Annotated in this window: 16 protein-coding genes; 6 read left to right on the forward strand and 10 right to left on the reverse strand. The window is 72.8% G+C overall.

From position 1 onward, the window contains the following. Window positions 1-37 precede the first annotated feature (37 nt). The gene (locus ABIC30_RS15155; protein ID WP_020092569.1) at window positions 38-955 is read left to right on the forward strand and encodes a LysR family transcriptional regulator; all 918 of its coding nucleotides are present in this window, start codon (window positions 38-40) and stop codon (window positions 953-955) included. 390 nt (window positions 956-1,345) lie between these two features. On the opposite strand, the gene rpmG is transcribed toward ABIC30_RS15155, so the two are convergent. The 6 genes from rpmG to ABIC30_RS15185 all read right to left on the reverse strand — a co-directional run bounded on the left by rpmG (window position 1,346) and on the right by ABIC30_RS15185 (window position 6,786). Then, window positions 1,346-1,513, reverse strand: a complete 168-nt coding sequence (gene rpmG / locus ABIC30_RS15160) for a 50S ribosomal protein L33 (protein WP_020092568.1) — start codon at window positions 1,511-1,513, stop codon at window positions 1,346-1,348. Window positions 1,514-1,619: 106 nt separating this feature from the next. Further along, on the reverse strand, window positions 1,620-2,804 hold the full coding sequence (locus ABIC30_RS15165; RefSeq protein ID WP_187299714.1) for an MFS transporter: 1,185 nt from the start codon (window positions 2,802-2,804) through the stop codon (window positions 1,620-1,622). Next, window positions 2,801-3,544 carry an NUDIX hydrolase gene (locus ABIC30_RS15170; protein ID WP_020092566.1) on the reverse strand — a complete coding sequence of 248 codons (744 nt, stop codon included), beginning with the start codon at window positions 3,542-3,544 and terminating at the stop codon, window positions 2,801-2,803. Before ABIC30_RS15170 ends, ABIC30_RS15165 begins: the two co-directional genes overlap by 4 nt. Continuing rightward, window positions 3,501-3,965: a DUF983 domain-containing protein gene (locus ABIC30_RS15175; RefSeq protein WP_020092565.1), complete on the reverse strand. Its 465-nt coding sequence runs from the start codon at window positions 3,963-3,965 to the stop codon at window positions 3,501-3,503. Before ABIC30_RS15175 ends, ABIC30_RS15170 begins: the two co-directional genes overlap by 44 nt. 23 nt (window positions 3,966-3,988) lie before the next feature. Continuing rightward, window positions 3,989-6,310, reverse strand: a complete 2,322-nt coding sequence (rnr, locus tag ABIC30_RS15180) for a ribonuclease R (RefSeq protein ID WP_354455634.1) — start codon at window positions 6,308-6,310, stop codon at window positions 3,989-3,991. A 137-nt stretch (window positions 6,311-6,447) separates the two neighbouring features. Next, on the reverse strand, window positions 6,448-6,786 hold the full coding sequence (locus tag ABIC30_RS15185) for a hypothetical protein (protein ID WP_331298662.1): 339 nt from the start codon (window positions 6,784-6,786) through the stop codon (window positions 6,448-6,450). A gap of 124 nt (window positions 6,787-6,910) precedes the next feature. Between ABIC30_RS15185 and ydiJ the strand changes: the two genes are divergently transcribed. Then, window positions 6,911-9,994, forward strand: a complete 3,084-nt coding sequence (gene ydiJ, locus ABIC30_RS15190; protein WP_354455636.1) for a D-2-hydroxyglutarate dehydrogenase YdiJ — start codon at window positions 6,911-6,913, stop codon at window positions 9,992-9,994. Window positions 9,995-10,014: 20 nt separating this feature from the next. Next, a complete protein-coding gene (locus tag ABIC30_RS15195; RefSeq protein WP_354455638.1) occupies window positions 10,015-10,905 on the forward strand; it encodes a ketopantoate reductase family protein in 891 nt (296 codons plus the stop codon). A gap of 51 nt (window positions 10,906-10,956) precedes the next feature. Here ABIC30_RS15195 and ABIC30_RS15200 read toward each other — a convergent pair whose 3' ends face one another. The 4 genes from ABIC30_RS15200 to ABIC30_RS15215 all read right to left on the reverse strand — a co-directional run bounded on the left by ABIC30_RS15200 (window position 10,957) and on the right by ABIC30_RS15215 (window position 15,467). Continuing rightward, the gene (locus tag ABIC30_RS15200) at window positions 10,957-11,271 is read right to left on the reverse strand and encodes a hypothetical protein (RefSeq protein WP_020092560.1); all 315 of its coding nucleotides are present in this window, start codon (window positions 11,269-11,271) and stop codon (window positions 10,957-10,959) included. A 17-nt stretch (window positions 11,272-11,288) separates the two neighbouring features. Beyond that, a complete protein-coding gene (locus tag ABIC30_RS15205) occupies window positions 11,289-12,908 on the reverse strand; it encodes a hybrid sensor histidine kinase/response regulator (RefSeq protein WP_020092559.1) in 1,620 nt (539 codons plus the stop codon). 132 nt (window positions 12,909-13,040) lie between these two features. Then, window positions 13,041-15,014, reverse strand: a complete 1,974-nt coding sequence (locus tag ABIC30_RS15210; protein WP_026604833.1) for an AI-2E family transporter — start codon at window positions 15,012-15,014, stop codon at window positions 13,041-13,043. A gap of 72 nt (window positions 15,015-15,086) precedes the next feature. Then, on the reverse strand, window positions 15,087-15,467 hold the full coding sequence (locus tag ABIC30_RS15215; RefSeq protein WP_020092557.1) for a response regulator: 381 nt from the start codon (window positions 15,465-15,467) through the stop codon (window positions 15,087-15,089). A gap of 195 nt (window positions 15,468-15,662) precedes the next feature. Between ABIC30_RS15215 and ABIC30_RS15220 the strand changes: the two genes are divergently transcribed. From ABIC30_RS15220 to ABIC30_RS15230, 3 genes are all read left to right on the forward strand, one after another. Beyond that, a complete protein-coding gene (locus ABIC30_RS15220) occupies window positions 15,663-16,298 on the forward strand; it encodes a glutathione S-transferase family protein (RefSeq protein WP_020092556.1) in 636 nt (211 codons plus the stop codon). Window positions 16,299-16,415: 117 nt separating this feature from the next. After that, window positions 16,416-17,330, forward strand: a complete 915-nt coding sequence (locus tag ABIC30_RS15225) for an amino acid ABC transporter substrate-binding protein (protein WP_020092555.1) — start codon at window positions 16,416-16,418, stop codon at window positions 17,328-17,330. 81 nt (window positions 17,331-17,411) lie between these two features. Next, window positions 17,412-18,653, forward strand: a complete 1,242-nt coding sequence (locus tag ABIC30_RS15230) for an MFS transporter (RefSeq protein ID WP_020092554.1) — start codon at window positions 17,412-17,414, stop codon at window positions 18,651-18,653. Window positions 18,654-18,943 lie beyond the last annotated feature (290 nt).

Genomic DNA, 18,943 nt, shown 5'->3' on the forward strand with positions numbered 1-18,943 from the left:
GGTTTCCGGCGCCTCGCCGTGCCGGGATGCCTTCGTCGTGATCGACAAGCTGGACTTCCTGCTCGCGCTCGCCCGCGAGCAGCATTTCGGGCACGCCGCCGAAGCCTGCGGCGTGACTCAGCAGACTCTCTCGGCCGGCGTGAAGCAGCTGGAGAACCGGTTCGGCGTGCAGCTCGTGCTGCGCGGCTCCCGCTTCCAGGGCTTCACCCCCGAGGGCGAGCGGGTCCTCGAATGGGCGCGGCGCATCGTGGCCGACGCGCGGGCCATGCACGAGGAGGTCACGGGCCTGCGCCGGGGCCTGACCGGCCATCTCCGCATCGCGGCGATCCCGACGGCGCTGCCGATGATCGTGAACCTCACGACGCCCTACCGCGAGCGGCACCCGGACGTGCGGCTGACGGTCGAATCGGCCACCTCCGCCGACATCTTCTCGCTGATCGAGAACCTGGAGGCGGATGCGGGCCTGACCTACCTCGACAACGAGCCCCTCGGGCGGGTGATCTCCGTCCCGCTCTACCGGGAGCGCTACCGCCTCGTGACGGCGATCGGCGGGCCCTTCGAGGGTCGCACCAGCGTCACCTGGGCCGAGACCAGCCGCCTGCCCCTCTGCCTGCTCACGCCGAACATGCAGAACCGGCGGATCATCGACCAGCAGATCCGCGAGGCGGGTGCGGATCCCGCCGCGACCCTCGAGTCGAACTCGATGATCGTGCTGCTGACCCACGTGCGCACCCTGCGCTGGGCCTCGATCATGCCGGAGATCCTGGTCGACGCCCTGGGCCCCATGGAGGGCGTGCGCACGATCCCGATCACCGCACCCGACCTGGAGCACACGATCGGCCTCGTCGCCCCGCGGCGCGAGCCGTCCACGCCGATGGTGACGGCGCTCGTGGCTATCGCGCGGTCCCTGGCACGGACGCTCGATCCGGATCTGGCCGCGCCGGGCCCTTCCTGAGCGGTCGGCTCCGGGCGCGGGCCGGAACGCGGCGTTCCGCGAGCAAGCCGCGGGTCGCCCGGAGCGCGTACACCGGCAGCGTCAGGACGCGCCAGAGCGCGAGGATTGCCGCGGTGATGAGAATCGCCAGCAGGATCCGCTGCATCGAACCCGCCCTCCAACCGCCGAGCTGGCCGAGAACGCGGGCCGGTGATCGGCCGGCGGGTCGGGCAGCGTCCGGGACGAGCGACGGTTAACGAGTCGTGCTGGCGCCGGGCTGTCGGCCGGTCAGGTCGCGGTTCGGGAGATCCCGGCGACGCCGTGCGCGGGAACGCGCCGGGCAAGGAAAAAGCCGCCCCGTCTCCGGAGCGGCTTCCCGTGGGCGGTCAGGCCGCGAAGCGGCCCGCGGCCTTACTTGATCTTGGTTTCCTTGAAATCGACGTGCTTGCGCGCGACCGGGTCGTACTTGCGCATCGTCAGCTTCTCGGTCTGCGTGCGGGAGTTCTTCTTGGTGACGTAGAAATAGCCCGTGTCGGCGGTGGAGACGAGCTTGATCTTGACGGTGACGGCCTTGGCCATGGCGCGGCGCTCCTGCAGGGTGCGGCATTCCGCGTGAGCGAAACGCAAATGGCCGGGAGAGCCCGGCCGAATACGGGCGGGTGAATGCCCGATCAGGCCCGACAGGTCAAGAGCGGACGCGCCGGCGCTCCGTGACGGCGAGCCAGCCCGCGAAGGCCAGGAACAGGGCGAGCAGCGCCAGCGCGAACCCGTTCGGCGGCACCAGATCGAGCCCGCCGCCGATCACCGGCGGCCCCAGCATCAGCCCGACATTGTAGAGCACCACGAAGGCCGCGTTGGCGCCCGCGAGGTCGTTCGGCGGCGTGCGGTCGCCCAGCATCGCGAGGCCGACCGTGTAGAGGGTGCCGGCGATGCCGCCCCAGACGAGGAGCAGCAGGCCGAACGCCGCCGGATGTCCGGCCGCGAGCGGGATCAGGGCCGAGCCCGCCGCCCCCGCGAGGCCCGCGCCGAGAAGCACCGCGCCCCGGTCGAGGCGGTCGGCGAGCCAGCCGAACGGGATCTGGAACAGCACGTTGCCCAGCGCGATCAGGCTGACGAGGCCGGCCGCCCCTTGCGCGTCGTAGCCGAGGCGCAGGCCGTAGAGCGGCAGGATGGCGAAGATGCCGGTCTCCACCGCCCCGTAGGCCAGGGCCGCCGCCAGGGCGCCGGGGGCGAGCCGGACGTAGCCGAGGATGCCGCGGCCGGAGCCCGTCTCGATCGTCGGCGACAGGCCGCGGGCCAGCGCGATGGGCAGGCCGCCGGCCAGCATGAGGGCGGCCCCCGTCGCGTAGGGCGCCAGCCCCTCGGTCCCGACCAGGGCCAGCAGCAGCGGTCCGACCGCGAAGCCCGCCGCCAGCACGGTGGCGTAGATGCCCATCACCAGGCCGCGCCGCTCCGGCGGGGCGGCGGCGTTGATCCAGTACTCGGAGAGGACGAACAGCGCCCCGAGCGTTGCCGAGAAGACGAAGCGCAGGGGGAACCACAGGGCGATGCCCGGCAGCATCGGGAACAGCGCGAGGCTGATCGCCCCGACGAGGAGCGCCAGGCCGAGCAGCGGGGCGACGCCGACCCGCGCGGCGAGGCGCGGCACGAACGGCACCGTGCAGATGCTGGCGATGCCCGCCACCGCGGTGTTGAGCCCGATCAGCGTGCTCGACGCGCCGCGCCGCTCCATCTCGATCGAGAGGAGCGGGATCGACAGGCTGAGCCCGATGCCGACGACGGTGACGCAGGTCACGGCCGCCGAGATCGCCGCCACGTCCTCCGAACTGATCCCCCGCCGCCCGTCCTGCAATCCGTCCGGACCGCTCACAAGGCCACCCGTTCGCGCCGCCCGTAGCGCTCGTAATGGAAGGGGATCATCCGGTAGGGCGCGAAATCGACGGCGATCTGCGCCTCCAGCTCGTCGAGGATCGCGCGGGTGATGAAGGGGAGGTCGAGCTTGCGGGCCGCGTCGAGCTGCACCCAGGCAAGTTCGGTGAACTCGGCGTCGGCCTGAACCCGCCCCGGCTCCTCGGCCGCCACCATCCGGCGGTCGACCGTGAAGAAGCGCGTGTCGAAGCGGCGCACGCGCTTCGGCGGGGTGATCGCGCGGGCGACGAGGTGCAGCGCCTCGAGGTCGGGCAGGACGCCGTGCCGGGCGAAGCCCTCCCAGCCCGCCGGGACGTCCTCGGGCGCACCGTGCTCGGTCGTGCCGAGGAGCAGACCGGTCTCCTCGTAGGTCTCGCGGATCGCGGCGAGCGCCAGCGCCCGGCCGAGATGGTGCGGGGGTCGGGACACCTGCCGGGTCAGCGCCGCCTCGGCGTAGTCCGGGAGCGCCCCGGCCACCGGCATGTGGCGGTCGCCGAGCTCGATCCGGCCGCCCGGGAAGACGAACTTGCCCGGCATGAAGGCGAGGTTGGGGTTGCGCCGGCCCATCAGGACCTTCGGGCCGCCCCGTCCGCGCCGGTCGATCACGATCATGGTCGCGGCGTCGCGCGGCCGCAGGCGCGCCGCGGCGGGCTTCCGCTCAGGAGCTGTGACGATCGGGGGCTCCCGCTGCGGCTCCGGCAAGGCGCGTCTCCTCAAGCCCCGGGGCGGGGCGGCTCCGCGGTAGCGTGGCGAAGCCGTGCATGCCAAGGGCGTATTGCAGCCCGACGACGGCGCCCTTCACGGGCTGGAGCAGGGCCAGCGCGAAGACGAGGGTGAAGACCGGCCACACGCCCATCTCGACCCAGAGCGGCACATCGTAGGCGCTCTCGGTCTCCAGGATGAGGTAGCCGACGATGTGGGCGACGATGAAGATCACCACGTAGGGCGGCAGGTCGTCGGCCCGGTGGTGGTGCAACTCCAGGCCGCAGACGTCGCATTCCGGCCGCACCTTGAGGAAGCGGCCGAAGATCCGGCCCTGGCCGCAATGCGGGCAGCGGCCGACGAAGCCGCGGGCCATCGCGGGGATCAGGCGGGTGCGCTCGGGAATCGCGTCGGCGGCCATGCCCTGGCTCTACACCGCCCGGGTCAGCGGCGCGAGCCGCGGTGGCGCGACCCGGTGTTGCGGATGCCGGCGGGGCGACCGGGCGGCGCGGCCTTGAAGGGCCGCCCGCCGGACTTCTTCCCCGACCCGGCGGACCGGGCGCCGGAGCGGGTCCGGCCCTCGCTGAGCAGCTCGAAGCGCAGCGCCCCGGCCACCGGCGCGGCCTCCACGAGCCGCACCTCGACCCTGTCCCCGAGGCGGAACGTCTCTCCGGTGCGCTCGCCGACCAGGGCGTGGCGGCCCTCCTCGTGGCGGAAATAATCGGCGCCGAGCTGCGAGACCGGCACGAAGCCGTCCGCGCCGGTCTCGTCGAGCTTGATGAACAGGCCGGCCCGGGTGACGCCGGCGATCTGGCCCGCGAAGGTCGCGCCGACCTGGTCGGCGAGGTGGTGGGCGATGAGGCGGTCGATCGTCTCGCGCTCGGCCGCCATGGCGCGGCGCTCGGCCGCCGAGATCTGCTCGCCGATCTGCGCCAGCTCGCCGAGGGAGATGTCGCTCGCGAGCCCGTCCGAGCCGAGCCGGCAGGCGGTGATCAGCGCGCGGTGCACGATCAGGTCGGCGTAGCGCCGGATCGGCGAGGTGAAGTGCGCGTAGCGGCGCAGGTTCAGGCCGAAATGCCCGAGATTCTCGGGCGCGTAGACGGCCTGGGCCTGGCTGCGCAGGATCACCTCGTTGAGGAAGACCCCGTGCTCCGTCTCGGCCGCCGTGGCGAGGATCCGGTTGAACAGGGCGGGGCGCAGCGCCCCCTCCTTGGGCAGCTTGATGCCGACCGAGGCCAGGACCTCGCCGAGCGCCCGCATCTTCTCCAGGGCGGGCTCGTCGTGGACGCGGTAGATCAGGGGCTGGCGCGCCTGCTCCAGCGTCTCCGCGGCGGCGACGTTCGCCTGGATCATGAACTCCTCGATCAGCCGGTGGGCGTCGAGGCGCTCCGGCACGATCACCCGGTCGACCGCGCCCTCGGGGCTCAGGACGACCTTGCGCTCGGGCAGGTCGAGGGCCAGGGGCCCGCGGCGGTCGCGGGCCGCGCGCAGGGCCGCGTAGGCCGCCCAGAGGGGGCGGAGCGCCGTCTCCAGCAGCGGCCCGGTCGCGTCGTCCGGCTGCCCGTCGATGGCGGCCTGCGCCTGCGCGTAGGCGAGCTTGGCGCGGGAGCGCATCATCACCCGGTGGAACCCGTGGCGGCGCTTCTCGCCGTCGGCGGCGATGACCATCCGCACCGCCAGCGCCGGCCGGTCCTCGCCCTCGCGGAGCGAGCAGAGGTCGTTCGAGATCCGCTCGGGCAGCATCGGCACGACCCGGTCGGGGAAGTAGACCGAGTTGCCCCGCTCCAGCGCCTCCCGGTCGAGGCTGGAGCCCGGCCGGACATAGGCGGCCACGTCCGCGATGGCGACGGTGAGGACGAAGCCGCCGGGATTGGCCGGGTCGGGATCGGCCTCGGCCATGACGGCGTCGTCGTGGTCCTTGGCGTCCGGCGGGTCGATGGTCACGAGCGGCCGGTCGCGCCAGTCCTCGCGGCCCTTCAGGGTGGCGGGCTTGGCGGAATCGGCCTCCGCCAGGGTCGCGTCGGCGAAGACGTGCGGGATGTTGTGGAGGTGCAGGGCGATCAGGCTCACCGCCTTCTCGGAACCGAGCGAGCCGAGCCGCTCCCGCACACGCCCCTTCGGCAGGCCGAACCGGGTCTCGCGCTCCAGCGAGACGCTGACGAGGTCGCCGTCGCGGGCCTGCCCCTCCTCGCCGGGCGGGATCAGGATCTCGCGGCCCTGCGCGCGCTTCTCGACGGGCACGATCCGGCCGCCCTGCGCGCCGGCCCGGTAGACACCGATGATCTCGGCCTTGTTCTTCCCGATGACCTTGACGACCCGGCCGGTGTAGCTGCCCTCCGCGTCGCGCTCGACCCGGATCAGGGCGCGGTCGCCGATGCCCGGGGCCGGACGGTTGCCCTTCCGGGGGCCGCGGGGCTGCGTCAGCACGATGGCGGGCGGCTTGCCGGTGCCGGTCCACTCCACCGGGACCGCCAGGAAATCGCCGTGGCGGTCGCGGGAGCGGATGTCGGCCAGCACGACCGGCGGCAGATGGCCCGCCGGGGCGAGGCCGCCGCGACCGCGGTCGAGGGCGCCGTCCTCCTCGATCTCCTTGAGGACGCGCTTCAGGTCGATCTTGGCGGCCCCCTTGATGCCGAAGGCCTTGGCGATCTCCCGCTTGCCGACGCGCTCCTTCGACTCGGCCACGAAGGCGAGGATCTGCTCACGGGTGGGGAAGGGCTGCGGAGCGGCGGGCTCGGCCGCCGGGGCGGTGGTGCGTCGTGCCAAAAGGAGGGTGCCGGAGAGTTCTGCGATAGACGGGACCCGCGTGCGGGCGCGGGACCGAGGCGTCGGTCCTGTGAGGCTAACATGGGTGTCCGGCCCGCGCGCGGCAACGCCGTGCCGGCACTCCTCAACAGGCGCGATCAGCCGGTCGAGGCGCTCTTGCGGATGCGCGCCACGGCCTGATCCACGTCGAGGCCGGGTGCGAGGAGCTCGTCCAGGGTGAAGGGGCAGGCGCGCGGCAGGGTCAGGTTCACACGTCCCTCCAGCGGCGCGAGTTCCGGGCTCTCCGCCGCCTGGACGGCGAGCGTCCAGGCGCCGTCCATCCGCAGGCTCTCGGGCTCGGGCGGATCGCCCGCGAGGGCGGCGAGCCTGGCGCGGCCGGCCGCGCGGCAGGCGTCGCTCAGGCCGTCGTCCGAGAGGAGGGCGGCCTTGATCAGCTCGGCCAGGGCGTCCCTGACCCGTTCGAGGCTCGCGTTCATGGGCATCCGTTCCGGAGATTGCGGGAGGTCGCAGGAGGTCGCGGGTGCGTGGCAAGCCGGGTGCCAGCGCGCCCCGTCCCGTCGCCGATGGTCTCCCGCGATCCGCCGGGTGTAGAAGGCGCGGATGATCCCGGTCCTGACCCGCCATACCGAGGCCGTGCCGCTCTACGCCGCGGCCTGCGCCGAGCTGCGCCTGCGCGGCTTCGAGGGCGACCTGACGCTCTCGGACGCCGACCGCACGGTCTTCTCCACCGACAATTCGATCTACCAGGTGGCGCCGGGGGCCGTGGCCTTTCCGCGCACCCGCGACGACCTCGTGCGCGTCGCCAAGCTCCTCGCGGATCCGCGCTTCGCCGAGATCGTGATCCGGCCCCGGGGCGGGGCGACCGGCACCAACGGGCAGTCGCTGGGCCACGGCCTCGTGGTCGACACCTCGCGGCACATGAACCGCATCCTGGAGATCGACGTCGCGAACCGCATCGTCCGGGTCGAGCCGGGGGTGGTGAAGGACCAGCTCAACCGGGAGCTCGCCAAGCACGGCCTGTTCTTCGCGCCGGAACTCTCCACCTCGAACCGCGCCACGATCGGCGGGATGATCTCGACCGATGCCTGCGGGCAGGGCTCGTGCCTCTACGGCAAGACCCGGGACCACGTTCTCGCGCTGACCTGCGTGCTCACCGACGGCACGGTCTGGACCGCCGAGCCCTTGGACCCGGCCGGGCTCGACGCCGCCAAGGGCCGCGACGACCGCGTCGGCGCCATCCACCGCGCCGTCGACGCCGTCGTCACCGAGAACGCCGCGCTCATCGCCGAGCGCTTCCCCAAGCTCAACCGCTGCCTCACCGGCTACGACCTCGCGCATCTGCGCGACGCGGGCGGCCGATTCGACCTCAAGAGCGTGATCTGCGGCGCCGAGGGCACGCTGGCGCTGATCGCCGAGGCGCGGCTGAACGTGCTGCCGATCCCCAAGGCCGCCGTGCTGGTCGCGCTCTCGTACATCGACTTCGACGCGGCGCTGCGCGACGCGCAGGCGCTGCTGCCGTTCGGCGCCGCCTCCGTTGAGACGATCGACTCCACGGTCCTGGCGCTGGCCCGCAAGGACCCGATCTGGGCCGAGGTGCGGGCCTTCTTCCCCGACGATCCGGCCGGGCGGCCGGTGGACGGCATCAACCTCGTGGAGTTCGTCGGCGACGACGTCGCGACCGTGGAGGCGGCCCTCGCGCGGCTCACCGGGACGCTGGAGGCCGAGCGCGGCACCGACACGAGGCGCCTCGGCTTCACCATCGCCCGGGGCGACGCGATCGAGCGGCTCTGGACCATGCGCAAGAAGGCGGTGGGCCTGCTCGGCGCCGCCAAGGGCGACGCGCGCCCGATCCCGTTCGTCGAGGACACGGCGGTCCCGCCGGAGCGGCTCGCCGACTACATCGCGGAGTTCCGCGCGCTCCTCGACGGCAAGGGGCTGCGCTACGGCATGTTCGGCCACGTCGATGCCGGCGTGCTGCACGTGCGGCCGGCCATCGACCTCAAGGACCCGGCGCAGAACGGCTTGATCCGCGAGGTCACGGAGGGGGTGGTCGCGCTCACCGCCAAGTACGGCGGCCTGCTCTGGGGCGAGCACGGCAAGGGCTTCCGGTCGGAATTCGTGCCGGCGACGTTCGGGCCACTGATGCCCGCGCTGGAGGCGGTCAAGCGCGCCTTCGACCCGGACGACCGGATGAACCCGGGCAAGATCGCCTCCGCCAGGGGCGCGGGCCTGACCCGGATCGACGGCGTCCCGCGCCGGGGCGAGCGGGACCGCGCCATCCCGGCGCCGGTCCGGGAGGATTTCGACGAAGCGCTCCACTGCAACGGCAACGGCGCCTGCTTCAGCTTCGACGCGGACGAGGCCATGTGCCCGTCCTGGAAGGCGACACGGGAGCGGCGCCACTCGCCCAAGGGCCGCGCCTCGCTGATGCGCGAGTGGCTGCGCCGCGCGGCGGAGGCCGGGGTCGACCCGGCCGCCGAGCTGGCGCGACAGCGCGCCGGGTGGCTCTCCGACGTGGCGGCGACCCTGCGGAGCCGCCTCCGCGGCCGGTCCGAGGCCGACGACTTCTCCCACGCCGTCAAGGAGGCGATGGACGGCTGCCTCGCCTGCAAGTCCTGCACGGGGTCCTGCCCGATCAAGGTCGATGTGCCGACCTTCCGGGCGAAGTTCCTGGCGCTCTACCACACGCGCTACGCGCGGCCGCTGAAGGACCATCTCGTGGCGGCGCTGGAGCCGCTGCTGCCGCTGGCGGCGCGGGCGCCGCGCTTGAGCAACGCGGTCCTCGCCAACCCGCTGGCCCGGCTGATCCTGGCCCGGGCCGGGCTGGTGGCGATCCCGGCCCTGTCGCCCGTCGACCTCACGGCGCGGCTGGCGGAACGCGGCGTCGCCGTCTCGACTCCGGACGCCCTGGCCCGGCTGGACCCGCAGGAGCGCGCGCGGTCCGTGCTGGTGGTGCAGGACGCCTTCACCAGCCACTTCGACGCGGAAGTCGTGGCCGACAGCTGCGACCTCCTCGCCGCCCTCGGCTTCCGGCCCTGGCTGGTGCCCTACCGGCCGAACGGCAAGCCGCTGCACGTACACGGCTTCCTGGCGCGGTTCGCCGCCGTCGCCCGCTCGAACGCCGCGCTGCTGCGCGACCTCGCCGGGCACGGCGTGCCCCTGGTCGGGATCGACCCGTCGATGACGCTGACCTACCGGTCCGAGTACGCGCAGGCGCTGGGCGGCGATCTCCCGAAGGTCCAGCTCCTGCAGGAATGGCTCGCCGCCCGGCTCGACCGGATCGCGCCGGGGCAGGGCGGGCGCACGATGCGGCTGCTGCCCCACTGCACCGAGCGCACCAACGCGCCGGGCGCGGTGCGGGACTGGCAGGTCGTGTTCGCCCATCTCGGCCTGCGGCTTGAGGTGCCGGCCGCCGGCTGCTGCGGCATGGCGGGGACCTACGGTCACGAGGCGCGCCACCGCGCCACCTCCGAGGCGATCTACGGCCTGAGCTGGGCCCGCCACGTCGCCGAGGCGCCCGGCTGCACCCTGCTGGCGGACGGCTATTCCTGCCGCTCGCAGGCCAAGCTTATCGACGGCGTGCGGCTGCGGCACCCGGCCCAGGCGCTGCTCGAGCATGTCCGCGCGGCCGACGCGGGCGCCGCGCCCTTCCACCCCGAGCGCGCCGCGGCGGTGGCACCGTGAGCGCCGCCGTGAGCCCCGCCATGACCGTCGCCGTCATGGGGGCCGGCGCGGTCGGCTGCTACTACGGGTTCCTCCTGGCGCGGGCCGGCCACGCGGTGACGCTGATCGGCCGTCCCGCCCTGGTCGAGGCGGTCGAGAAGGACGGTCTCGTGCTGGAGAGCGCGGCCGGGACGGCCTCCGTGCCCGTCCGGGCGACCGATACGGGGGCGGGAGTGTCGGGCGCCGACCTCGTGCTGGTCTGCGTGAAGTCGGGCGACACCGAGGCGGCGGGCGCGATGATCGCCCACCACCTCGATCCGGCCGCCACGGTCCTCAGCCTCCAGAACGGCGTCGACAACGCCGAGCGGCTCGCCGCCGTGCTGGGCCGGCCGGTGGTGCCGGTGGCGGTCTACGTCGCCACCGCGATGGCCGGCCCCGGCCACGTCCGGCACAACGGGCGCGGCGACCTGATCCTCGGCGCGTCCGAGACGAGCGGGCACGTCGCCGCCGCGTTCGCGGCGGCCGGCATCCCGACCACCGTCTCGGCGAAGGCCGTCGACGCGCTCTGGGCGAAGCTGATCATCAACTGCGCCTACAACGCCCTGTCGGCCCTGACGCAGCTGCCCTACGGCCGCCTGGTGGAGGGCGAGGGCGTGGCCGCGGTCATCGCGGACGTCGTCCAGGAATGCGCGCGCGTCGCGGAGGCCGAGGGTGTGTCCGTGTCGCCCGGCATCCTCGACGACGTGATGGCGCTCAGCACCGCCATGGCCGGACAGCGCTCGTCCACCGCCCAGGACCTGGCCCGCGGCCGGCCGAGCGAGATCGACCACCTCAACGGCACCATCGTGCGCCGGGGCGCGGCGCACGGAATCCCGACGCCGGCGAACCGGCTGCTGCACGCGCTGGTCAAGCTCGCCGAGCGGCGGGACTGAGATCGGCCCCGCACCGGCACGGAGGCCGGCGGTCCGGCTCGCGACGGGCGGTCAGGCCCGCGCGGCGGCGTTGGCCTTGCGGGTCGCGGCGGCCTTCTTGGCGGAGGCGGAGCGCTCCGCGGCCGTGCGTCCGGCCGAGGCCTTGCCGCCGGACGCGCCGCCCTTGTGGGCGGCCGGGTGACCGGTGGCCTTGCCGCGGCCCGAGCCGCCCGGCTTCTTGCCGCCGCCGTCGTCCTTGTTGACGGTGGCCCAGGCCCGGGCCTCCGCCTCCTTCTCCGGCACGCCGCGGGACTCGTACGAGTCGGCGATGTGCTCGGCCTTGCGCTTCTGCTTGTCGGTGTATTTCGACTTGTCGCCCTGGGACATGGGCCGTCTCCCGAAGCTCAGCCCACCCCGGTCGGACCGTCGAGGATCGCGCGCACGCGGCGGACCAGCTCCGTGCGCCGGTAGGGCTTGTTCAGGAGATCAAACTCCGAGCCGCCGATATCGGTTCGCTCCAGGCTCGCCTCCGCGTAGCCCGTGGCGAGCAGCACCTTGAGCTTGGGCTGGCGGCGCCGGGCCTCGCGGGCCAGGAGCACACCGTTCATGCCCCCCGGCATGATCAGGTCGGTGAAGAGCAGATCGACCTTCCCGCTCGAGTCCAGGATCTCCAGCGCCTCGCGGGCATTGCTCGCGACCAGCGTCGTGTAGCCGAAGTCCCGCAGGATGGTGCGGGCGAGTTCGGCCACGTCCTCGCGGTCGTCGACGATCAGGATCGTCTCGGTGCCCTGGCGGTCCACGGCCCGCAGCGAGACCTTCGCGGGGGCGTTGACGTCGCCGTCGGTCGCTGGGAACGACAGGCGCACCGTCGTGCCGGACCCCACCGCCGACTCGATCTGCGCGGCGCCGCCCGACTGCTTGGCGAAGCCGTAGACCATCGACAGGCCGAGACCCGTCCCCTTGCCCTCCTCCTTGGTGGTGAAGAACGGGTCCATCACCCGGGCGAGCACGGCGGGCGGGATGCCGGTGCCGCTGTCCCTGATGGCGATGCTGACGTAGCGGCCGTCGCGCAGCGGCCCGATCTCCCGGCCGCGCGCGGCGATCTCGCTGTTCTCGGTGGAGATCCGGACGGTGCCGCCCTCCGGCATCGCGTCGCGAGCGTTGATCAGCACGTTCAAGATCGCGACCTCGGCCTGGGTCGGGTCGACGCGGCAGTTCCAGAGATCGGGCGCGAGGTCGAGTTCGACCTTCACGGCCTCGCCCACCGAGCGGGCGACCATCTCGCCCATCCCCTCGATCAGGGTGTTGAGATTGACCGCGCGGCCGTCCAGCCGCTGCTTGCGGGCGAAGGCCAGCAATTGCTGCGTCAGCGTCGTGGCGCGCTCGGCCGCCTGCCGGATGTTCTCGGTGGCGCGGCCGAGCCGCGCGCGGTCGGCGTCGGGCTTCTCCAGGCCGGCCGCCAGGATGTCGACGTAGCCGACGATCACCTGCAGCAGGTTGTTGAAATCGTGCGCGATGCCGCCGGTGAGCTGGCCGAGCGCCTCCATCTTCTGGGCCTGGCCCAGCGCCTCCTCGGCGTCGCGGCGGCGCGAGACGTCGAGCTGCGAGCCGAAGTAGTACACGAGCTCGCCGTCGGCATTGTAGACCGGCGAGACGAACAGGGCGTTCCAGAAAGTCGAGCCGTTCTTGCGGTAGTTCAGGATCTCGGTGGCGAACTCGCGCTTCTCGGCGATCGCCGCGCGGACCTGCGCGACGCTCTCGCGGTCGGTGTCGGGACCCTGGAGGAAGCGGCAGTTGCGCCCGATCAGCTCTTCCGGCGTGTAGCCGGTCATCGCCAGGAACGCCCGGTTGGCGAAGATGATCGGGTTGTCGGGCTGGCGCGGATCGGTGACGATCATCGGCATCCGCGTCGTCTCGACGGCCGCGAAGAAGATGTCGCTCTTGCGATCGGTGATGTCGCTCGGGGCGCCGTCCCGGATCGGGGGACTCGGCCCGGAGGGCGGTGTTTCTGGCGTCTCAGACATGCGAGGCGGTCGTCACCTTCCTGGCCGGGAAAGACCTCTGCGCCCGGTCGATCACGCGAGGCGTGCGCGAGACTAGCGGCCGGACGGCCGAAGTCGACCTTGTATCCCCAGCGGCGGTGTCGCGCGAAGGGCTCATGCCGCGGCCGGCCGCGCCGCCTCGGAAGGCGCGCCCACGGGGGCCGGGACGAGCCGGGGCGGCGCGGCCTCACGGCAGGCGCCCAGCACCGCCGACAGCGCCTCGTTCAGCGACGTCACCAGGAAGTCCGCCGAGGTCGCCCGGCGCAGGCGCTCCAGGGTCGCCGGATCGCGCTCGCGCCAGAAGCCGACCAGGATGCGGACACCCGGCACCGCGGCCCGGGCCTGCCGGACGGTGAACCGGATCTGCGACAGGCTCACCGGCTCCAGGTAGGAGAAGCAGATCAGCGCGAGGCCGTCCGGGTTCTCCGGCCGCTCGCCGGCGCGGATCGCCGCCATGGACAGGATCTGCGAGGCCAGCCCGTGGCGCGCGAGGATCTGGCTCAGCATCAGCGTCGCCGCCTCGTCGAACGGGCCGCGGCTCGACACGCACAGGACCGGCGTCTCGCCGCGCCAGTTGGGCGCGAGGTCCTCGCGCTCGAGGACGATGCCGGCCACCTGCCGGTCGGGCCCGACGGCGGCGAGCGCCGCCGCGGTCTCGGTGTCGGGGCCGCGGCCGGATCCGCGCCGTGGCCGACGCGCGACCGGGGCCGTGCCGAGGCGGTCCACCACCGTCCCGATCGCGGCACCGACCTCCGCCTGCCGTTCCCGATCCAGTGTGCCGCGGGACAGGTCCTCCTGCGCCAGCAGGAGGCCCGCGAGGGCGACCTCGTCGTAGTAGGTGACGAGGGCGCGCTCCTTCAGGAACTGCCAGCCCTGGTCGATCGCCTCGACCGGATCGCCGGCCAGCATGCGCTGGTAGAAGATCTCGGGCGGCGACAGGGCGGGCTGATCGCCGAGCAGCACGTCGAGGTACCAGAGCCGCTCCACGTGCCGGCCGAGCACCACGAGGCAGACGGTGAGGGGCGTGGCCAGCACGAGGCCGATCGGGCCCCACAGGAACGTCCAGATCGTCGCGGCCAGGATGACGGCGACCGGCGAGAGGCCGGTGGAGTGCCCGTAGAGCAGCGGCTCGATCACGTGGCCGCAGATCGGCTCGACCACGAGGAACAGGGCCGCGGTGGCGATCACCATGCTCCAGCCGGGATCGACGGCGGCCGCGAGGATCAGCGGCAGCAGGGCGCTGATCGCCGCGCCGATATAGGGCACGAACCGCAGGATCGCGGCGAGGACACCGAACAGGGTCGGGCTCGGCACGCCGATCAGCCAGAGGCCGATGCCGATCACCAGCCCGAAGGCGATGTTGAGGGCGAGCTGGGCCAGGAAGAACCGGCTCAGCCGGCTCGTGGCGTCGTCGATCGCCGCCGTCGTGCGCCGCAGATCGCCCGAGCCGCCGGCGAGCCGGATCGCCCGGTTCCGCAGGTCCTCGCGCTGGAGCAGGATGAAGATCGTGAAGATCAGGATCAGCCCGGTCGTCGCCAGCGGGTGCAGGATCGGGCCCGCGAAGGTCTGAAGCGTGTCGACGACGCTCGCGCGGGCGGGGGTGAGCTCGACCGTGAGCGGGTGCGTGCGCGATCCCGGCTCGCCGCGGACCTCCGCGGCCGGCGGCGGCTGCAGGGTGGCGCTGAGATCCTGCACCATGTCGACGATCCGCGAGAGCGTGCCGGTCCCGGCCGTCGCCCCGCGCAGATCCTTGATCTTCGTGCGCATCACCTGGGTGTAGCGCGGCAGGTCGGAGGCGAGCTGGGACGCCTCGCTGGCGATCAGGCTGCCGATGCCGAACAGGGCGCCGAAGACGATCACCACGACCAGCAGGACCGCGGGCGCGCGGGGCACGCGCAGCCGCCGCAGCATCCGCACCGCCGGCACGAGGACGAAGCTCAGGAGGATCGCCAGCGTCACCGGCACGAGGATCTCGCGCCCGAGGTAGAGGGCCGCCATCGTGGCGACCACGAGGAGGAGCGACGCCAGCGCCACGAAGATCGGCAGGCCCTGCCGCAGGCGCTGGGCAGTGACGGGATCCTCGCTCACGGACACGCTCCACTCACATCAGGTCTCGGGGCCGCAGATCTCGGGGCCGCAGGTCGCGCGTCCGCTGCCGGCTCAACTCGCCTGCGCGGTCTCGCCCAGGGCGGCGCTGATCTGGCTGAGCAGCTTCGAGAAATCGACGGGCTTCGGGTGATAGTCGTCGCAGCCGGCCTGGATGGCCTTGTCGCGGTCGCCCGACATGGCGTGGGCCGTGAGCGCGATGATCGGGATCGCCCGGGTGTCGGTGCCGGATTTCAGCGTCCGGGCGACCGACCAGCCGTCGAGGACCGGCAGGTTCATGTCGAGGAGGATCACGTCGGGCTGGCCCGAGCGCGCCTGCCGGACGCCGGCCTCGCCGTCATGCGCGAGCATCACCTCGTAGCCGCGCCGCTTGAGGCGGCGCGAGAGGAAGTCCCAGATCTCTTCGTGGTCCTCGACCAGCAGAATCTTCGCCATCAGAACTCGTAACCCCCGGCTCGCGTCGTGCCGGTCGGAGGCCCAACGCGCGGCAACGCACAATCGCCCAACGTTCCTGCCGCGATTCCGGTCCCTGGAGAAGTGGCCTCCGGTCCGCGGTTGACCCGTCGGTCCGCGGGTAAGAGCGTGGACGCCAACGAATCGACAATCCTCGGACGGGGCGGAATGGCCAGTATGCCTGACATCGAGTTCTATCATTCGCCCAATACCCGCTCGTCGGGCGTCCGCGTGCTGCTCGAGGAACTCGGGGTCCCGTACCGGCTGCACGCGCTCAACATGCGCGCCGGCGAGCACCTCCAGGACGCCTATCGCGCCGTCAACCCGATGGCGAAGGTGCCGGCGATCCGCCACGGCGACGCCCTCGTGACCGAGCAGGCGGCCGTCTACCTCTACCTCGCCGACCTGTTCCCCGAGGCGGGGCTCGCCCCGGCGCCGACCGAGCCCGACCGCGCCACCTATCTGCGATGGATGGTGTTCTACGGGTCGTGCTTCGAGCCCGCGGTGATCGACCGGCACCTCCAGCGGGAGCCGGGCCCGCGCGCCCTGTCGGCCTACGCCGATTACGACAGCGTCATCGCCCGGGTGAAGGAGGCCCTGACGCCCGGCCCGTACCTGCTCGGCGCGCGCTTCAGCGCCGTCGACGTGCTGTGGGGCGGCGCCCTCGGCTGGACGACGGGCTTCGGCCTCGTCGCGCCCGACCCGGTGCTGGCGGCCTACGTGGAGCGCATCCGGTCCCGCCCGGCCTCGCGGAAGGTCGCGGCCGCGGACGCGCAGCTCGCAGAGGCGCACCAGGCGGCCGCGTCGACCTGACCGCGGCCGGACTCTTGCTGGGGCTCGCGCCGGGGGCCGGCCCCGGCGCGCGGTCCGGTCTCCCGCCGCCGGCGCACCCCGCGGGCGGCCCCTCGCGCGACCGGAACCCGTCGGCCCATGCGTCTGCTCGCTCCCCTCATCGCCGCGCTCCTCCTCGGCGCCCCCGCGGGCGCCGCACGAGCCGCCGAGCTCACCGGCACGCTGAAGAAGATCCACGACAGCAACAGGCTGGTCCTCGGCGTGCGCGATACCGCGACCCCGTTCAGCTACCTGGACCAGGACCAGAAGGTCGTCGGCTTCGCGGTCGACATCTGCCTGAGGATCGCCGACGCGGTGAAGCGCGAACTGAAGATGCCGGGCCTCGAGGTCGGGATGGAGTTCGTCAACTCCTCGTCCCGCATCCCGCTGATGACCAACGGCACGATCGATCTGGAGTGCGGGACGACCACCAACAACGCCGAGCGCAAGAAGCAGGTGGACTTCACCAACACGCACTTCCTGACGGCGACCCGCTTCGTCTCCCGGAAGGACCAGCACATCGCCAGCTTGGACGACCTGCGCGGCAAGACGGTCTCGTCGGTCGCCGGCTCGACCAACATCCTGATGCTGATCAAGGCCAACAACGAGCGCAAGCTCGGCATCACGGTGATCGCCGCCAAGGACGTCCCGGAGGGCTTCCTCATGGTCGAGACCGGCCGAGCCTCGGCCTTCGTCATGGACGACGTGCAGCTCAGCGTGGTCGCGGCCCAGTCCAAGGAGCCCGCCGCCTACGCAGTCAGCGAGGAGACCCTGTCCAATCCGGAGCCCTACGGGATCATGCTGCGCAAGGACGACCCGGCCTTCAAGGCGGTGGTCGACCGGGCGACGGCCGATCTCTACCGGAGCCCCGAGATCACGGCGCTCTACGACCGCTGGTTCCTGAAGCCCGTGCCGCCGCGCGGCCTGACCTACAACGTGCCGCTGTCGTCGGCCCTGCGCTGGGCCTTCGCGCACCCGACCGACAATCCGGATCCCGCGTTCTACGCGCACTGATCTGTCGCGCGGCGGGGTTCCGCTCCGGCGAGGGAGATGCGATGCCGCGGGTCTGATCCCGCCCGCGTCGCGAAGCGTGCCATGACCGACAGCACAGAGCCGGCTCTCCCGTCCAGCGCGGCCGTCGCCGCGGCGCCGGCCACGTCGATCCCGCGCCTGATCGTCGTGCTGGCCTGCGCGGGGTTCGGCAGCACCTTCGCGCTCCGCTCGGTCGAGCCCCTCGTCGGCGTGCTCGCCCGGGATCTCGCGAGCGACGCCCACACGGTGGCGCTCCTCTCCACCGCCTTCGCACTGCCCTACGCGTTCATCCAGCCGGTGCTCGGCCCGATCGGCGACGCGCTCGGCAAAGAGCGGGTGATGAGCACCTGCCTCGCGGTGCTCGCCGTCGCGCTGACCCTGTGCAGCGTCGCGCCGGACATCGGCAGCCTGTTCGGCCTCCGCATGCTCGCGGGGGCTGCCGCGGGCGGCTGCATCCCGCTCTCGCTCGCGCTCCTGGGCGACCGCGTGCCGATGGAGGGTCGCCAGGTGGCGATCGGGCGCTTCCTCGTGGCGGTGATCCTCGGCCAGCTCTCGGGCTCGACCTTCGCGGGCCTGATCGAGGCGGCGATCGGCTGGCGCGGCGTCTTCGCGGTCATCGCCGCGGTGGCGGCCCTGGCCTGCGCGGCGACCGTCTTCGGCTTCGACCGGGCCGGCCGGGCTCCGGCCCGCCGCCCCGCCTTCGGCGAGGCGGTGACGCGCTACCGCACGATCCTGGGCAATCCCCGGGCGCGGGTGCTGTTCTCGGCGGTGTTCATCGAGGCCATCGCGATCTTCGGCGTGTTCCCGCACCTCGCCCCGCTGATCGAGGCGCGGGGGGAGGGCGGCCCGCGCGAGGCCGGGCTGGTGCTGGCGGGGTTCGCGGTCGGCGGCCTGCTCTACTCGGCCCTGGTCGGGCTGCTGGTGCGGCTGCTCGGCCTGCCGCGGATGCTGATCGGCGGCGGCCTGATCTGCGGCGCGTCGCTCACCGTGGTCGGGCTCGCGGGCTCCTGGCAGGTCGACTGCGCCGCGCTCACCGCCATGGGCCTCGGCTTCTACATGCTGCACAACACCTACCAGACGCAGGTCACCGAGGTCGCGCCCAAGGCCCGCGCCTCCGCGGTGGCGCTCCACGCCTTCTCGTTCTTCTGCGGCCAGGCGCTCGGCGTCGCGGTGATCGGGCAGGCGCTGCTCCGGTTCGGGCAGCTCGGGGCCCTGCTCGGATGCGCCGTCACCATCCTGGCGCTCGGGATCGCCACCGCCATCGCCCTGCGGCAGAAGCCGGGACCAGTCCCGTTTACCGGCTGAGCGCGCCTTTTCCCGGACGCCCGCAACGCAGTGGAAGGCGATCCGGGAACCAGCACACGAAGCGCCGCGAAAGCGGCACCGCATATCGACGCTTCGCGACGTTTCGCGCTGGATCCCGGGTCGCATTCCGCTGGTGCTCCATGCGCCGGGGAAAGGGCATGGTGCTCGGACGATTCAGAGCGGCGTCCAGCCGTTCCATGGTTTTCCGAGAGTTAGTCTGAACCGCGCGAGGTCGTCCTTGCGAGCGCAGCGAAGCAATCCAGTGTCGCGCCACGCCTCCCGATGTCGCG

The organism is Methylobacterium sp. 1030, from assembly GCF_040544715.1.
In the GTDB taxonomy this organism is placed as follows: domain Bacteria; phylum Pseudomonadota; class Alphaproteobacteria; order Rhizobiales; family Beijerinckiaceae; genus Methylobacterium.

Coding starts and splice junctions, on each gene's coding strand:
- ABIC30_RS15205 (WP_020092559.1), bottom strand. CDS start 12,908: ATGTCTGAGACGCCAGAAACACCGCCCTCCGGGCCGAGTCCCCCGATC.
- ABIC30_RS15225 (WP_020092555.1), top strand. CDS start 16,416: ATGCGTCTGCTCGCTCCCCTCATCGCCGCGCTCCTCCTCGGCGCCCCC.
- ABIC30_RS15175 (WP_020092565.1), bottom strand. CDS start 3,965: ATGGCCGCCGACGCGATTCCCGAGCGCACCCGCCTGATCCCCGCGATG.
- ABIC30_RS15230 (WP_020092554.1), top strand. CDS start 17,412: ATGACCGACAGCACAGAGCCGGCTCTCCCGTCCAGCGCGGCCGTCGCC.
- ABIC30_RS15220 (WP_020092556.1), top strand. CDS start 15,663: ATGCCTGACATCGAGTTCTATCATTCGCCCAATACCCGCTCGTCGGGC.
- ABIC30_RS15215 (WP_020092557.1), bottom strand. CDS start 15,467: ATGGCGAAGATTCTGCTGGTCGAGGACCACGAAGAGATCTGGGACTTC.
- ABIC30_RS15185 (WP_331298662.1), bottom strand. CDS start 6,786: ATGAACGCGAGCCTCGAACGGGTCAGGGACGCCCTGGCCGAGCTGATC.
- ABIC30_RS15195 (WP_354455638.1), top strand. CDS start 10,015: ATGACCGTCGCCGTCATGGGGGCCGGCGCGGTCGGCTGCTACTACGGG.
- rpmG (WP_020092568.1), bottom strand. CDS start 1,513: ATGGCCAAGGCCGTCACCGTCAAGATCAAGCTCGTCTCCACCGCCGAC.
- ydiJ (WP_354455636.1), top strand. CDS start 6,911: ATGATCCCGGTCCTGACCCGCCATACCGAGGCCGTGCCGCTCTACGCC.
- ABIC30_RS15200 (WP_020092560.1), bottom strand. CDS start 11,271: ATGTCCCAGGGCGACAAGTCGAAATACACCGACAAGCAGAAGCGCAAG.